Source organism: Roseovarius albus, from assembly GCF_900172335.1.
Lineage (GTDB): Bacteria > Pseudomonadota > Alphaproteobacteria > Rhodobacterales > Rhodobacteraceae > Roseovarius > Roseovarius albus.
In genome coordinates this window covers 124509-139345 of sequence record NZ_FWFX01000003.1, presented here as the reverse complement: position 1 = coordinate 139345, position 14837 = coordinate 124509, and the positions used below count along the sequence as shown (strand labels likewise).

The following is a 14837-nucleotide window of genomic DNA, read 5'->3' as shown; positions in this document are numbered from 1 at the left end:
CTCTTATTTCCCTTTGCTGGTCAGCGCGGCGTCGACCAGCGCTTCTTGTTGTGCTTTGTGTTGTGCGGCCAGGCCCGTGGCAGGCGAGGCCGAGGCCGGGCGACCGGCATATTCGGCGCGGGTGTTTTTGGCTTTGATCCGTTGCAGGACCCATTCGATGTTGGGTTCAATGAAGGACCAGGCACCTTGGTTTTTCGGCTCTTCCTGACACCAGACAAACTCGGCCTGTTTGAACCGGCTGAGTTCGTTCACCATCGAAATGGCCGGGAACGGATAAAACTGCTCCAGACGCATCAGGTAAACATCATCAAGGCCGCGTTTGTCGCGCTCTTCGAGCAGATCAAAATAGACCTTGCCGGAGCACATGACGACGCGTTTGATTTTGCCATCCTTGACCAGCTCGGTGTCGGAATGGCCTTTTTGGGCGTCATCCCACAAGACACGATGGAAGCTGGAGCCGGTGGTGAAGTCTTCGGCGTCTGAAACGCAGAGCTTGTGGCGCAGCAGTGATTTCGGCGTCATCATGATCAGCGGTTTACGGAAGGTGCGGTGCATCTGCCGGCGCAGGATGTGGAAGTAGTTCGCTGGGGACGTACAGTTCGCTACGATCCAGTTGTCACCACCGCACATTTGCAAGAACCGTTCCAGACGGGCCGAGGAGTGTTCGGGGCCTTGCCCTTCGAACCCATGGGGCAGCAGGCAGACCAGACCGGACATGCGCAGCCATTTGCTTTCGCCCGAGCTGATGAATTGGTCGAACATAATCTGCGCGCCGTTGGCGAAGTCGCCAAATTGCGCCTCCCACAGGGTCAGCGCGTTGGGTTCGGCCAGCGTGTAGCCGTATTCAAAGCCGAGCACGGCATACTCCGAGAGCATCGAGTCGATGACTTCGTAATGCGCCTGACCTTTGCGGATGTTGTTGAGGGGATAGTAGCGCTCTTCGGTTTCTTGGTTGATTAGGCCCGAATGGCGTTGGCTGAAGGTGCCGCGGGTACAGTCCTGACCGGACAACCGGACCGGGTAGCCTTCGAGCTGCAGCGAGCCAAAGGCCATGGCCTCGGCGGTGGACCAGTCGAAGCCGGTGCCTGTTTCGAACATCTTGGCTTTGGTGTCGAGTAGGCGGGCAACGGTTTTGTGCAGTGGGAAGCCTTCGGGCGCCGAGGACAGGGATTTCCCAATCTCGGCCATGGTTTCGGGCTTCATCGCGGTTTCGCCGCGCTGGTAATCCTCGTCTTTCTTGTCAAGGTGTGACCACTTGCCATCCAGCCAATCGGCCTTGTTGGGCCGGTATTCTTTTCCGATCTCAAACTCGTCTGCCAGATGCGCTTGAAAAGCGGCCTTCATGTCTTCGACTTCACCCTCGGGCATCAACCCGTCTTTAACCAGACGGTCGCTGTAGAGGCTGAGCGTGGTCTTTTGTTTTTTGATCTTCTTGTACATGATCGGGTTGGTGAACATGGGCTCGTCGCCCTCGTTGTGTCCAAACCGGCGGTAGCAGATGATGTCGAGCACGACGTCCTTGTGGAACTTCTGGCGGAACTCGGTGGCCACTCTGGCCGCGTGAACCACCGCTTCTGGATCGTCGCCGTTGACGTGGAAAATAGGCGCTTCGACCATCAAAGCGATATCCGTCGGGTAGGGGCTAGAGCGGCTGAAGTGCGGAGCGGTGGTGAAGCCGATTTGGTTGTTGACCACGATGTGCATGGTGCCGCCGGTTTTGTGACCCTTGAGGCCCGAGAGGCCAAAACATTCGGCCACAACACCCTGACCGGCAAAGGCCGCGTCACCGTGCAGCAGGATCGGCAGAACCTTGATCCGGTCTGTGTCGCCCATCTGATCTTGTTTAGCACGGGCTTTGCCGATGACGACCGGGTTCACCGCCTCAAGGTGGCTCGGGTTGGCAGTCAGCGACAAGTGGACATTGTTGCCGTCGAACTCACGGTCCGAGGATGCCCCGAGGTGGTATTTCACATCACCAGAACCATCAACATCCTCGGGCTTGAAGCTGCCGCCCTGGAATTCGTTGAAGATGGCGCGATAGGGTTTGCCCATTACATTGGCCAGCACCGACAGACGACCCCGGTGGGGCATGCCAATGATGATATCTTGCACACCAAGTGAGCCGCCGCGTTTGATGATCTGCTCCATCGCCGGGATCAGGCTTTCACCACCATCAAGACCGAAACGCTTGGTGCCCATGTATTTGACGTGGAGGTATTTCTCGAAACCCTCGGCCTCGACCATCTTATTCAGGATCGCCTTGCGGCCTTCGCGGGTGAAACGGATTTCCTTGTCAAATCCTTCGATCCGTTCCTTGAGCCAGTTGGCCTGCTCGGGGTCAGAAATGTGCATGTATTGCAGGGCGAAGGTGCCGCAATAGGTGCGGCGAACAATCGACAGGATCTCGCGCATCGAGGCCATTTCGAGCCCAAGCACGTTGTCGATGAAGATCGGGCGGTCCATATCTTCGCGGGCAAAGCCATAGGATTTCGGGTCGAGTTCAGGCCGGAAGGGTTTTTCACGTAGATCCAGCGGATCGAGATTGGCGATCAGGTGACCACGAATCCGGTAAGCGCGGATCAGCATCAGGGCGCGGACGCTATCCAGAACCGCCTGTTTGATGGCCTCGTCAGACACCTCAACCCCAGCCGCCTCTGCCTTGGCTTTGATCTTCTTGCCTGCGTCCTTGGCCTCGGCCGGATATTCGCCGTTCAGTGCGCCGGTGATGTCATCCATGGGTTCCGGGGGCCAATCGGGACGGGTCCATGAAGGGCCTGCCGCCTCGGCCTTGACGGATACTTCGTCATCACCGAGCTGGGCAAAGAAGGCCTGCCAGGCTTCATCTACCGCATTCGGATCATTGGCGTAGCGGGCATAAAGCTGCTCCAGATACTCCGCATTGTGCCCCTGCATGAAGGACGAGGCATGAAACTGGTCGTTGGGGGATTGGTCGGTCATGACGTTACCTCACTTGGGTTGGGGCCGTATTTGTTTGTTTTTTGTTGGCTGCTACCGAGAAGATTGATCAGCGTAGTAACGAACGCTCCAATCAATATGAGAAAGCTAGATTTCAAAAGGAAATGCGCGAGTATGGTTGCACCGATAGTGGCTAGAAGGAAAACCGCGCCCACGATCACGGTAAGACATACCGGAAGTAATGCAAACCAATAGCCGGGGCGACCTGCGTCTTGCATCCGCCGCCAACCTACTGCCAGAAATGGAAGCAAAATCAGAAATGACCATATAGGGGAGAAAAAACCTGAACCTAAGCTCAACGTGAAGGTCATGTTAGCACCTGACATGGTGATGTATGGTAGGTCAATTACCGGGTACGTGAATAGTGCTTTGTCCAACTGAGAGAGACCGTAATCCACTAGTATAAAAAAGAGCGCAAACCACCAAAATTCAGCGCGAGACGCACGGCCAGAAAAGGTGACATATTTGCGGAAGCATGTCGTGATTGCTTCAATTGGACCCATTATAAACTCATAGTACTGTGATGATTTGTGTAAGCCGAGCTGAAGCTCGGCCTACTATTTTGTTCGAAATCAGCCAATCGCCTCAAGCATCGCTTCGCCAAGGCCCGCGGGGCTGTCGGCGACGATGATGCCTGCGGCGCGCATGGCTTCGATCTTGTCGTCTGCACCGCCTTTGCCACCGGCAACGATGGCACCGGCGTGGCCCATGCGGCGGCCCGGAGGGGCGGTGCGGCCAGCGATGAAGCCCGCGACGGGTTTGGAGCGGCCTTTCTTGGCCTCGTCGATCAGGAATTGCGCGGCTTCTTCCTCGGCCGAGCCGCCGATTTCGCCGATCATGATGATCGACTGCGTCTCATCATCCGCCAGGAACCATTCCAGCACGTCGATGTGCTCGGTGCCTTTGATCGGGTCGCCGCCGATACCAACACAAGTTGATTGTCCCAAGCCCACATCCGATGTTTGTTTCACCGCCTCGTAAGTCAGAGTACCCGAGCGAGAAACAACGCCGACCGAGCCACGCTTGTGGATGTGGCCGGGCATGATGCCGATTTTGCAGGCGTCGGGTGTGATGATGCCGGGGCAGTTGGGGCCGATCAAGATGGATTTGCTGTCTTCCAAGGCGCGTTTGACACGCTGCATGTCCAGAACCGGGATGCCTTCGGTGATGGCAACGATCAGTTCCATCTCGGCGTCGATCGCCTCGAGGATACTGTCCGCCGCAAATGGAGGCGGCACGTAGATCACCGATGCGTTGGCGGCGGTGGCGTGTTTCGCCTCGTGCACGCTGTCGAAAACCGGCAGGTCCAGATGGGTCTGTCCGCCCTTGCCGGGGGTGACCCCACCAACCATCTGTGTGCCATATGCGATGGCCTGTTCCGAGTGAAAAGTCCCCTGCGAGCCGGTCAGACCCTGACAGATGACTTTGGTGTTTTTGTCTACGAGGACTGCCATGTGGCGTTCTCCTTTGAAAAAATGTGTCGGGCCTCATGGCCCTGGGATGATCGGATCACGACGTGACGCCGACCTGATATGTACCTTCCTCGGCTGTCCCGTCCTTGCCACCGACGTATGTCAGCGGCCCGTTCGGATAGCCGGGGAACTGGATGAGAATGGTGTCGGGAACCTGTTGCGTATTGCCAAATCGAGATTGCAGATCCTGCAGAACATCCACGCCCGCCTCGGGACGGGCCCGCATGGTGCAGGCTTGCCGCCCACCGGGTGTCTTGCCCCGAGCGAACTTCACCTTACCACCTGTCGGATCTGTACCGTTATTGATGCAGACCTGACGGAAAGCATCCATCGCCTGATCCATCGAAACCTCGGGCAGGGCGCGGATGCTGTCGGCCTTGAGGGACGACTTGCCTGCACAGGCCCCGAGGGCGGCGATGAGGCCAAGGCCGAGAAGTGTTTTGGTCAGACGCAACGATTTAACCCTTTACCGCTTTCACGATTTTCTCGGCACCGTCTTTGAGGTCGTCGGCGGCGATGACGTCAACATCGGAGTTGTTGATGATCGCTTTGCCTTCTTCCACCTTGGTGCCTTCGAGACGAACAACCAGCGGCACCTTGAGGCCGACTTCTTTCACGGCTGCCACAACGCCCTCGGCAATCACATCGCAGCGCATGATGCCGCCGAAGATGTTCACCAGAATGCCTTTGACCTGAGGGTCTGAGGTGATGATTTTGAAGGCCTCGGTGACTTTTTCCTTGGTCGCGCCACCGCCCACATCAAGGAAGTTGGCGGGCTCGGCTCCGTAGAGTTTAATGATGTCCATTGTGGCCATCGCCAGACCCGCGCCGTTGACCATGCAGCCGATCTCGCCATCCAGCGCGATATAGTTGAGGTCGTATTTGGAAGCCTCAAGCTCTTTAGGGTCTTCCTCGGTTACGTCGCGCAGTTCTGAGATGTCGCGGTGGCGGTAGACGGCGTTGCTGTCGAAACCCATCTTGGCATCAAGGCACTTGAGGTCGCCTTTGTCTGACAGGATCAGTGGGTTGATCTCGAGCATCTCCATGTCCTTTTCCAAGAACATTTTGTACAGCGTACCCATCAAGCCAACACATTGTTTGATCTGTGCACCCTCAAGGCCCAGCATGAAAGCGATGCGACGTCCGTGGAATGCCTGATACCCGGTTGCTGGATCAACCGAGAAGCTGAGGATTTTCTCTGGTGTGCTTTCAGCAACTTCTTCGATATCCATGCCGCCCTCGGTCGAGGCAACAAAGCTGACGCGCGACGATCCACGATCAACCAGCAGGGCGAGGTAAAATTCTTTTGAAATCCCTGCGCCGTCTTCGATGTAGACGCGGTTGACCTGTTTACCCGCCGGGCCGGTCTGTTTGGTGACCAATGTGCGGCCAAGCATTTTCTTGGCTTCGTCGGCGGCTTCTTCAACCGACTTGGCCAGACGAACGCCGCCCTCTTCGCCAGCGCCGGCCTCTTTGAATTTTCCTTTGCCGCGTCCACCTGCGTGGATCTGCGCCTTGACCACCCAAAGTGGGCCGTCCATTTCACCGGCTGCTGTTTTGGCTTCTTCGGCACGAAGAACGACGCGTCCGTCTGAAACCGGTGCGCCATAAGAGCGAAGTAGAGCCTTCGCCTGATATTCGTGGATATTCATCAACCTATCCCGTGTTGCTGCGATTAATTATTTTGTATCCTTGCAGGATTGCATGCGGAATAAAGTGTTTTTTTGAAATTATTGTCAAATAGGGAGAATTATTCATATATGTGATCACACGAAAAAAACCTGTGATCACAAAAAATATCACGCGCGGCGAATCGGGCGTTTTTACTGTAAAATCGGGCTGTGCACACTGTCAGCGCATGAGAGACGCGTCCTGGATCAGCCAATCACAAAGCTGTGGGAAGTCAATTCCACAATGCTTAGCGTGCAGTCCAGAGTATGAATTTCGGCGAAAGCCCGGTTGTGAGTTGAGTTCGAGAATATAAAGGCCGTCTGGCCCTCGAGCTTCATCCCAGCGAAAGTCAGTGCGGGTCAGACCCCGGCATCCGAGAGCTCTGTGTGTCGCGAGTGCGAGATCCATTAGGCGAGTTTCGACATCGCAGGGGAGTTGCGCCGGGACGGTGTGATTTTCAGATGCATGATGATACTTGGTGACGTAATCGTTGACGCCTTCGAATTCGAACTGGCTCGCCGCAAGGGGGCGGTCCCCCAAAACGCTGACCGTAAGCTCGCGACCGGGAACGTACTCTTCGATCATAAAAATGTCGCGGCCATTTTCCTTGATCTTTGGAGGAGGATTGTCGAGGTTCTCGACAAGATAAAGCCCGCCCAAGCTAGAGCCGTTATCATTGGGTTTTATGACATAGGGAGCATCCATCTGATGTTCGGCTTCGATATCTTGGCGATGGACCAGTTTGCCCTTGGGTACCGGCAGATTAGATTCACTTAGCACGGCTTTGCTTTTAGTTTTATCCATGGTGAGGGCGGTGGCAAGCGTGCCAGAGTGGGTATAGGGAATTTCCAACAGTTCAAGCAGACCCTGCAGTTCGCCGTTTTCTCCCGGCGCGCCGAGCAGAGCACAAAAGGCGACGTCGGGGGCGTATGCCGTCAGGTCATGGACAAAAGCAGAGCCTACGTCGAATGTTTTGCAGTCATGTCCCAGTTCTTTGATGGCCCATTCGGCTTCGGTTCCTGAGCGAAAGGATAATTCCCGCTCCAGAGAGTGTCCGCCCGTCATGATAGCAATGCGCATAGGTCACCGTGAGTGTTTTAAGTAGAATCTCCATAAAAGTGTATTTCAGCGACACATTTCTGGCAACAAATCATTTGTTAACAAATGGTTAACCAGATTTTGCGCTTTGAGAGGCGAGAGCGAACAAAGGCGGTTCTTTTTTCTTTCGTATAAAAAGGGCGGCCTGTGCTCAGAAGGCAAGAGTACAGGCCATGGCGGTTACTCATTCACGTATTCACTGCCCCCAAAATAAAAACGCGCCACACTATTTATGTGGCGCGTTTCACGCAAATTTTTAGGTCAGGAAATCCTGACCTTGCGCGGATTTACGCGAGTGAGCCGTCGATGGCGACGCAGGCATCAACCAGACCTTTGACGGCATTGACCGAGGTGTCGAACATTTCTTGCTCTTCTTTGTTGAGCTTGATGTTGACGATCCGCTCGATCCCGCCAGCCCCGATCACGGTGGGCACGCCGACGTACATGTCTTTGACGCCAAGATCGCCGTCACAATAGGCGGCGCAGGGCAGGACGCGTTTTTGGTCTTTCAGATAGGCTTCGGCCATCTCAATGGCAGAAGAGGCTGGCGCATAGAAAGCGGAACCGGTTTTCAGCAGGCCAACGATTTCAGCACCGCCATCACGGGTGCGCTGGATGATCGCATCCATTTTTTCCTGCGTGGTCCAGCCCATCTCGATCAGATCAGGCAGTGGGATGCCAGCAACGGTGGAATAGCGCAGCGATGGTACCATGGTGTCGCCGTGGCCGCCCAGAACGAAGGCGGTGACGTCGCGCATCGAGACGTTGAATTCTTCGGCCAGGAAGTGGCGGAAGCGACCGCTGTCCAGAACACCGGCCATGCCGCAGACTTTGTTGGCGGGCAGGCCTGAGAATTTTTGCAGCGCCCAGACCATCGCGTCCAGCGGGTTGGTGATGCAGATGACAAAAGCGTTAGGCGCGTGCGCGGCGATGCCTTCGCCAACGGACTTCATCACTTTGAGGTTAATGCCCAGCAGGTCATCGCGGCTCATGCCCGGCTTGCGGGCCACACCGGCGGTGACGATGCAGACGTCAGCGCCTGCGATGTCGGCGTAATCGCTGGTGCCGGACATGGCAGCATCGATTTTTTCAACCGGGCCGGATTCTGCAATGTCGAGTGCCTTGCCTTGAGGCAGGCCGTCCGCGATGTCGAAGAGAACGACGTCGCCGAGTTCTTTGATCGCAGCAAGATGGGCGAGCGTACCGCCGATATTGCCAGCACCGATGAGGGCAATTTTGGGTCGGGCCATGGGAAAAATCTCCGGAATGGTTAGAATTTCGTTGTTTTGGGTAGTCGGAAAACCCCCCGCGCGCAAGGGTGCTGCACTGCGGCGAAATTCTGTATGTCCCGTTGCTTAGGTGCTGTTGAGCGCTAACGGTGCTATAAAACAGAGGGGATCGGGATGTTTATTGTCCCGCCGGTAAGGGCTGAAGTTGGCACAAAGATGTGAACGGCTGCCACTTCAGACCGTTAGTTTTGCGAGCATCGACAGCGTTCAGCGAATCTTGGTGAGTCGCGCAAGTGCTGCGAGCTTTCAAAGCTCGTTACCGATGGCGGGCAACGCTTCGGTCAGTGTTTCAAAGGCCTGGCCGCTGGCCAGCAGGCAGGTGATGCCGCGTGCATTGGTGGCGGTGATGGTCCAGGTGCCGGTCTCATCAGAGGCGAACACTTCGATCATCGTGTTGTTCGCGCCAAGACCGACGGATTGGCGAGATTCGCGGTATTTACTGGCCAGACGGTCCAGCACCATATCGCGCTGCCCGCAGTTGTTTTGTGCTGTGGCGGGGTGCGACAGGAGGCCCATCGCGACGACGGCGTAAAGAATCAATTTACCTTTCATGGTCATATCCTTTCCGGGTGATTTGCTTTGCCAGATGCGAAAAGCCTGCGAGAGGAGGTGTCAATGCCCGGTTAACACTCAGGACGGTACAATGCGTTTCACGCCTTTTCTGGGCGAATTTGCTATATTTTAAGGGCAGATCGATGCCGATTGTGTGCCGGTGTTTCTGCGCTGCGGCGTAAAAAGGCTTGAATTATTCAGGCAAAAAATGCCATTCCTGCGCAAGAATATTTCTGACGCGAACTGGAGAGGACAGCCAATGGACAGCAGCACCCACCCGTTTCGGTCTGTTCTGTATATCCCTGGATCGAAAGAGCGCGCGCTGGACAAGGCGCGCAATCTGCCAGCGGACGCCATAATATTTGACCTCGAAGATGCGGTTGCCCCGGAATCCAAAGCGAGCGCGCGTCAGACGTTGGCGGATGCGCTGAAAACTGGCGGGTATGGCAAACGCGCCAAGATCGTGCGGATCAACGCGCTGACCACTGAATGGGGGTGGGAAGATGTGCGCGCGCTTAAGGATGTAGGCGCTGATGCGATCTTGCTCCCAAAAGTAAACTCTGTCTCAGACGTGGACGTGCTGGCGGATCTGGTCGGATCGGATATGCCGATCTGGACGATGATGGAAACGCCAGTAAGCGTGTTCAATGCGCGTGAGATCGCGGCGCACCGTCAGGTGGAAGGGTTGGTCACCGGGACCAACGACCTTACCAAGGATCTTGCAGCGCGCTACCGCGCGGATCGTTTGCCGTTGATGCTGGCATTGCAAAGCATCGTGATGGCGGCGCGGGCAGCACGAATTGTGGCCGTGGACGGGGTCTATAACCGGTTTCGTGATGGCGACGGGTTGAAGGCGGAATGTGAGCAGGGGCGTGATCTGGGTTTTGACGGGAAAACTTTGATTCACCCGGCGCAGATCGAAATTACCAATACCGCCTTTGCTCCGACCAATTCAGAGATTGAAGTGGCCGAGCGCCAGATTGCGGCCTATGAGGAAAGCCAAGCCTCGGGGCAGGGAATCGCGGTGGTTGACGGGCAGATCGTTGAAAATCTGCATGTGGTTGCAGCGAAACGGGTTCTGGCCAAGGCGCATGCCGTGGCTGAGATGGCGGCGGAGTGATGGGCATGTTTTTGATTGTTTTGGGTCTGCTTTTGTGGAGCGGCGCGCATCTGTTCAAACGCCTCGCACCTGCGCGACGTGCCGCGATGGGCGAGGCCGGGCGCAAAAGCTTGGCAATTACGATGGTTGTCGGAATTGTGCTGATGGTCTTGGGCTACCGTATGGCTGATGGTGCGGTGTTCTGGGGGCGTAGTCCGGCGCTGGTGGGGATTAACAACCTGTTGATGCTACTGGCCGTGTATTTATTCGCAGCCTCAGGGATGAAAACCGCGATTGCGCGGAAGATGCGCCACCCGATGCTAGCGGGCGTCAAGGTTTGGGCGTTGGCGCACCTGTTGGTGAATGGGGATGCGCCATCTTTTGTGCTCTTTGGTGGCATGCTGGTCTGGGCCGTGGTCGAAATGATTGTGATTAATCGCGCCGAACCAGAGTGGACACCGCCGCCAGTGGTACCGATGCGCAAAGAAATCATGGCGCTGGTCGGAACGCTGGTGGTCTATGGGGTAATCGCCGGGATCCATACGGCACTTGGCTATCCAACATTCGGGTAAGAAATCATGAAGCTTTATCGTTTTCTCAGTGCGGACGACACGTCGGACTTTTGTCACAAGGTGACAGAGGCGTTGAACAAAGGGTGGGAGTTACACGGCTCACCCACATATGCCTTTGATCAGGCAAACGGAATTATGCGGTGCGGACAGGCCGTGGTGAAAGAGACTGATGGGGAATACACCCCGGACACAAAATTAGGAGAGCAGTGACATGGCGAAGACGAATCCGGGCCGGTTCTTTGAGGATTATACTATAGGCGAAACTATTCATCACGCGGTGCCACGCACGGTGTCGGGGGGCGAGCGGGCGCTTTATCACGCGCTCTATCCGGCGCGTCATGCATTGTACTCTTCGGACGAATTTGCGCGTAATTGTGGCCTGTCGGCCAGCCCACTGGATGACATCGCGGCCTTTCACGTCGTGTTTGGCAAGACTGTCCCAGACATTTCACTGAATGCCTTGGCCAACCTGGGATATGCCGAAGGGCGCTGGCTGAAACCGGTGTGGCCCGGTGATACCATCCGCTCGACTTCTGAAGTGATCGGCGTCAAGCAGAACTCAAACGGCAAGTCTGGTGTGGTCTGGGTGCGTACACGGGGCATGAATCAACATGATGACGTCGTGCTGGAATATGTGCGCTGGGCCATGGTGCGCAAACGCGATGTTGATGCGCCCGCACCGGAAACTGTCATTCCCGATCTGGCCAAGGTTGTGGCGTCTAAGGACCTAGTCGTGCCCGAGGGGTTGGATTTCACTGATTACGATTTCACGCTTGCCGGTGAGCCGCACCGTTGGGGTGATTATGAGGTTTGCGAGGTGATCGACCACGTTGACGGTGTGACCGTGGAAGAAGCTGAGCACATGATGGCCACGCGACTGTGGCAGAATACAGCCAAGGTGCATTTTGATGCGACCCTGCGCGAAGATGGGCAACGCCTGATTTACGGCGGGCACGTGATTTCGATGGCACGGACCCTAAGCTTTAACGGTTTGGCTAACGCACAGATCGTGGCGGGCCTGAATGGCGGGACACATGCCAATCCGTGCTACAGCGGAGATACAATCAAGGTTTGGTCCGAAGTGTTGGACAAGGCAGAAACCGCTGCACCGGGAGTTGGTGCACTGCGTTTGCGCCTGGTGGCAACCAAGGGTGGCGAGCCGTTTACCCTAAAGGGCGACGATGGAAAATATTTACCGCATGTGATGCTGGATCTGGATTACTGGGCATTGATGCCGATGTAATGTAGCTTTCCCCTCATCCTGGAAACTGTCTGATAGAGGGCATTAAGTCTAATTTTTCAAGATTCTATTGAGTCTTGTAGCGGAGTTTTGGGATTCGTGATCACATGAAATTTCGTGTGATCACAAAATGTAAAAAATCCGGCCATTTGTACCTCAAAAGCGTTAAAACGGCTTTGAAAGGGTGACACTTGCGATAAAAGATTCCACAAAAGGACAGCTCTGCATGGGAAATAGCTCCATGTGCCAACCAGAGGGAATGTAATTATGGCTGATGTGAACCGGGGCAATCGCCCGCTTTCACCCCATTTGTTGATCTATCGCCCACAAATGACTTCGATGTCTTCGATCATGGTTCGGATGTCCGGCTTGGCATTGCTCGCACTGGCGCCGTTAGTGGTCGGGTGGTTATTAGCGGCGGCAACATCCGAAAGTTGCTTTGCTGCAATTGACGGGTTCCTGCGCAGTTGGTTTGGCAAGCTGATCATGTTCGGCGGGATCTGGGCGCTGTGGTATCACACGCTGGGACGCCTGCGCCATGTGATCTGGGACTTTGGTTACTGCCTTGATGTGGAAATATCCGAGAAGATGGGGATGGGCATGTTCATCGGTGCCACAGTCCTGACCATTCTGACCGTGCTTGTGGTGTAAGGAGAAAGCTCATGCAATATCTGACGGATCGCAAACGCGCACAGGGGCTGGGAGCTGGAAGTTCAGGCACCCAGGGACATTGGCAGATGATGGTGCGCTCGATGATCATGGTGGTGTTGGTTCCACTGTTCATCTGTGCGCTGGGCCATGGCATTGGTGGTTCCTTTGCCGAGGTGCAGGAGTATTTCAGCCGACCGTTCCCGGCGATTGTTCTGGCGCTGGGCCTGATAGTGGGGCTCATTCACCTGATGTATGAAGCGCAGGAAGCCATCGAGGATTATGTTCACGGCGTTGCCGAGAAGCTGACGCTCGTTGCCTTGCGCGCCTTTTGTTACACGCTGATCGCGGCGGGGCTATTCGCCATCGCCAAGTTGGCCCTTTAATTTACGACCGGAGACTTCAGAAATGGCTGCTTACGAATACGAGACGCATGACTATGACGTCGTGGTCGTTGGAGCGGGGGGCGCTGGTTTGCGTGCCACGTTGGGAATGGCGGAGCAGGGGCTGCGCACGGCCTGTGTGACCAAGGTGTTTCCGACCCGCTCGCATACGGTTGCGGCACAGGGTGGAATTGCTGCAAGTCTGGGCAACATGGGCCCCGATAGCTGGCAATGGCATATGTATGACACGGTCAAGGGCTCTGACTGGCTGGGCGATACCGACGCGATGGAATATCTGGCACGTGAGGCCCCAAAAGCTGTTTATGAGTTGGAGCACTACGGCGTACCGTTCTCGCGCACCGAAGAAGGCAAGATTTATCAGCGCCCATTCGGTGGTCACACCACCGAGTTTGGCGAAGGCCCTGCGGTGCAGCGCACCTGTGCGGCGGCTGATCGGACCGGTCATGCGATTTTGCACACGCTCTATGGTCAATCGCTTAAAAACAATGCTGAATTCTATATCGAATATTTCGCCATCGATCTAATCATGTCCGATGATGGTGCCTGCACTGGTGTTGTCTGCTGGAAGCTGGATGACGGCACGATGCATGTCTTCAACGCCAAGATGGTCGTGCTGGCGACCGGCGGTTATGGTCGGGCCTATTTCAGCGCGACCTCGGCCCATACCTGCACCGGTGACGGCGGCGGTATGGTGGCTCGTGCGGGTCTGGCCCTGCAGGACATGGAGTTCGTTCAGTTCCACCCAACCGGTATCTACGGTTCAGGTTGTCTGATCACCGAAGGTGCGCGCGGCGAAGGTGGGTATCTGACCAACTCCGAAGGCGAGCGTTTTATGGAGCGCTATGCGCCCCAGTACAAAGACTTGGCGCCACGCGACTATGTCAGCCGGTCGATGACCATGGAAATCCGTGAAGGCCGCGGTGTGGGCGACGGTGGTGATCATATCCACCTGAACCTGTCGCACTTGCCGGCCGAGGCACTGCATCTGCGCTTGCCTGGAATTTCGGAAAGCGCGCGTATCTTTGCGGGTGTTGACGTGACTAAGGAGCCGATCCCGGTTCTGCCGACGGTGCACTATAACATGGGCGGTATTCCAACCAACTATTGGGGTGAGGTTCTGAACCCCACCAAAAAAGACCCCAACGCTGTTGTTCCCGGCCTGATGGCCGTGGGCGAGGCGGGCTGTGCCTCAGTCCATGGTGCGAACCGTTTGGGGTCGAACTCTTTGATTGACCTGGTGGTCTTTGGTCGAGCTGCAGCCATTCGCGCCGGTAAAGTTGTGGATCGTGATAGCGCGGTCCCATCGACAAATACCGGTGAGGTCGACAAGGCGTTTGATCGTTTTGACGGTCTGCGCAATGCGACAGGTGCAATCCCCACGGCTGATCTGCGGCTTGAGATGCAGCGTACGATGCAGGCAGATGCGGCCGTATTCCGGACCTCGAAGACGCTGGCCGACGGCGTTGAGAAGATGGATGTGATCGCCGGTAAGCTGGATGACCTGCACGTCACCGACCGTTCATTGGTGTGGAACAGCGATCTGATGGAAACGCTGGAGCTGACCAACCTGATGCCGAACGCCTTGGCGACGATTTATGGTGCCGAAGCGCGCCAAGAGAGCCGCGGCGCCCACGCGCATGAGGATTTCAGCACCCGCGATGACGAAAACTGGCGTGTCCACACCGTGGCGCGAGTTGATGGTAACAAAACCTCGCTCAGCTACCGCCCCATTGTGGTCGATCCGCTGACCACCGAAGATGAAGGCGGCATTAGCCTGAAGAAAATCGCTCCGAAAGAGCGGACGTTCTAAGGGTTA

Annotated in this window: 15 protein-coding genes; 7 read left to right on the top strand and 8 right to left on the bottom strand. The window is 56.0% G+C overall.

The window, feature by feature from the left end; genetic code table 11:
• Positions 1-3 precede the first annotated feature (3 nt).
• The 8 genes from ROA7450_RS06065 to ROA7450_RS06030 all read right to left on the bottom strand — a co-directional run bounded on the left by ROA7450_RS06065 (position 4) and on the right by ROA7450_RS06030 (position 9058).
• Complete coding sequence (locus tag ROA7450_RS06065) at positions 4-2958, bottom strand: 2-oxoglutarate dehydrogenase E1 component (protein WP_085804797.1); 2955 nt, start codon at positions 2956-2958, stop codon at positions 4-6.
• Positions 2955-3479, bottom strand: a complete 525-nt coding sequence (locus ROA7450_RS06060) for a DUF805 domain-containing protein (protein WP_085804796.1) — start codon at positions 3477-3479, stop codon at positions 2955-2957. Before ROA7450_RS06060 ends, ROA7450_RS06065 begins: the two co-directional genes overlap by 4 nt.
• A 69-nt stretch (positions 3480-3548) precedes the next feature.
• Positions 3549-4430, bottom strand: a complete 882-nt coding sequence (gene sucD, locus ROA7450_RS06055) for a succinate--CoA ligase subunit alpha (protein WP_085804795.1) — start codon at positions 4428-4430, stop codon at positions 3549-3551.
• A 55-nt stretch (positions 4431-4485) separates the two neighbouring features.
• Positions 4486-4902 carry a hypothetical protein gene (locus ROA7450_RS06050; RefSeq protein ID WP_085804794.1) on the bottom strand — a complete coding sequence of 139 codons (417 nt, stop codon included), beginning with the start codon at positions 4900-4902 and terminating at the stop codon, positions 4486-4488.
• A gap of 4 nt (positions 4903-4906) precedes the next feature.
• Positions 4907-6100: an ADP-forming succinate--CoA ligase subunit beta gene (gene sucC, locus ROA7450_RS06045; protein WP_085804793.1), complete on the bottom strand. Its 1194-nt coding sequence runs from the start codon at positions 6098-6100 to the stop codon at positions 4907-4909.
• A gap of 199 nt (positions 6101-6299) precedes the next feature.
• Complete coding sequence (locus ROA7450_RS06040; RefSeq protein WP_085804792.1) at positions 6300-7199, bottom strand: D-alanine--D-alanine ligase; 900 nt, start codon at positions 7197-7199, stop codon at positions 6300-6302.
• Positions 7200-7504: 305 nt separating this feature from the next.
• Positions 7505-8467 (bottom strand): malate dehydrogenase, encoded by a 963-nt coding sequence (gene mdh / locus ROA7450_RS06035; protein WP_085804791.1) that lies wholly within the window; start codon positions 8465-8467, stop codon positions 7505-7507.
• A 285-nt stretch (positions 8468-8752) separates the two neighbouring features.
• Positions 8753-9058, bottom strand: coding sequence for a hypothetical protein (locus ROA7450_RS06030; RefSeq protein ID WP_200812928.1), 306 nt, complete (start codon positions 9056-9058; stop codon positions 8753-8755).
• 259 nt (positions 9059-9317) lie between these two features.
• Here ROA7450_RS06030 and ROA7450_RS06025 point away from each other — a divergent pair, with 259 nt between their 5' ends.
• From ROA7450_RS06025 to sdhA, 7 genes are all read left to right on the top strand, one after another.
• Positions 9318-10178 (top strand): HpcH/HpaI aldolase/citrate lyase family protein, encoded by an 861-nt coding sequence (locus ROA7450_RS06025; RefSeq protein ID WP_085804789.1) that lies wholly within the window; start codon positions 9318-9320, stop codon positions 10176-10178.
• Positions 10179-10183: 5 nt separating this feature from the next.
• Positions 10184-10729 carry an NnrU family protein gene (locus ROA7450_RS06020; protein WP_085805044.1) on the top strand — a complete coding sequence of 182 codons (546 nt, stop codon included), beginning with the start codon at positions 10184-10186 and terminating at the stop codon, positions 10727-10729.
• A 6-nt stretch (positions 10730-10735) separates the two neighbouring features.
• Positions 10736-10939: a DUF1737 domain-containing protein gene (locus ROA7450_RS06015; protein ID WP_085804788.1), complete on the top strand. Its 204-nt coding sequence runs from the start codon at positions 10736-10738 to the stop codon at positions 10937-10939.
• 1 nt (position 10940) lies between these two features.
• Positions 10941-11972, top strand: a complete 1032-nt coding sequence (locus tag ROA7450_RS06010) for a MaoC family dehydratase (protein WP_085804787.1) — start codon at positions 10941-10943, stop codon at positions 11970-11972.
• A gap of 264 nt (positions 11973-12236) precedes the next feature.
• Positions 12237-12620, top strand: coding sequence for a succinate dehydrogenase, cytochrome b556 subunit (gene sdhC, locus ROA7450_RS06005; protein WP_085804786.1), 384 nt, complete (start codon positions 12237-12239; stop codon positions 12618-12620).
• An 11-nt stretch (positions 12621-12631) separates the two neighbouring features.
• Positions 12632-13003 (top strand): succinate dehydrogenase, hydrophobic membrane anchor protein, encoded by a 372-nt coding sequence (locus tag ROA7450_RS06000; protein ID WP_085804785.1) that lies wholly within the window; start codon positions 12632-12634, stop codon positions 13001-13003.
• A gap of 22 nt (positions 13004-13025) precedes the next feature.
• Complete coding sequence (sdhA, locus tag ROA7450_RS05995; RefSeq protein ID WP_085804784.1) at positions 13026-14831, top strand: succinate dehydrogenase flavoprotein subunit; 1806 nt, start codon at positions 13026-13028, stop codon at positions 14829-14831.
• Positions 14832-14837 lie beyond the last annotated feature (6 nt).

Excerpts from the sequence above, each read along its gene's own strand:
- ROA7450_RS06065 (WP_085804797.1), bottom strand. The coding sequence starts at position 2,958 with ATGACCGACCAATCCCCCAACGACCAGTTTCATGCCTCGTCCTTCATG.
- ROA7450_RS06060 (WP_085804796.1), bottom strand. The coding sequence starts at position 3,479 with ATGGGTCCAATTGAAGCAATCACGACATGCTTCCGCAAATATGTCACC.
- sucD (WP_085804795.1), bottom strand. The coding sequence starts at position 4,430 with ATGGCAGTCCTCGTAGACAAAAACACCAAAGTCATCTGTCAGGGTCTG.
- sucC (WP_085804793.1), bottom strand. The coding sequence starts at position 6,100 with ATGAATATCCACGAATATCAGGCGAAGGCTCTACTTCGCTCTTATGGC.
- ROA7450_RS06040 (WP_085804792.1), bottom strand. The coding sequence starts at position 7,199 with ATGCGCATTGCTATCATGACGGGCGGACACTCTCTGGAGCGGGAATTA.
- mdh (WP_085804791.1), bottom strand. The coding sequence starts at position 8,467 with ATGGCCCGACCCAAAATTGCCCTCATCGGTGCTGGCAATATCGGCGGT.
- ROA7450_RS06030 (WP_200812928.1), bottom strand. The coding sequence starts at position 9,058 with ATGAAAGGTAAATTGATTCTTTACGCCGTCGTCGCGATGGGCCTCCTG.
- ROA7450_RS06025 (WP_085804789.1), top strand. The coding sequence starts at position 9,318 with ATGGACAGCAGCACCCACCCGTTTCGGTCTGTTCTGTATATCCCTGGA.
- ROA7450_RS06020 (WP_085805044.1), top strand. The coding sequence starts at position 10,184 with ATGTTTTTGATTGTTTTGGGTCTGCTTTTGTGGAGCGGCGCGCATCTG.
- ROA7450_RS06015 (WP_085804788.1), top strand. The coding sequence starts at position 10,736 with ATGAAGCTTTATCGTTTTCTCAGTGCGGACGACACGTCGGACTTTTGT.
- ROA7450_RS06010 (WP_085804787.1), top strand. The coding sequence starts at position 10,941 with ATGGCGAAGACGAATCCGGGCCGGTTCTTTGAGGATTATACTATAGGC.
- sdhC (WP_085804786.1), top strand. The coding sequence starts at position 12,237 with ATGGCTGATGTGAACCGGGGCAATCGCCCGCTTTCACCCCATTTGTTG.
- ROA7450_RS06000 (WP_085804785.1), top strand. The coding sequence starts at position 12,632 with ATGCAATATCTGACGGATCGCAAACGCGCACAGGGGCTGGGAGCTGGA.
- sdhA (WP_085804784.1), top strand. The coding sequence starts at position 13,026 with ATGGCTGCTTACGAATACGAGACGCATGACTATGACGTCGTGGTCGTT.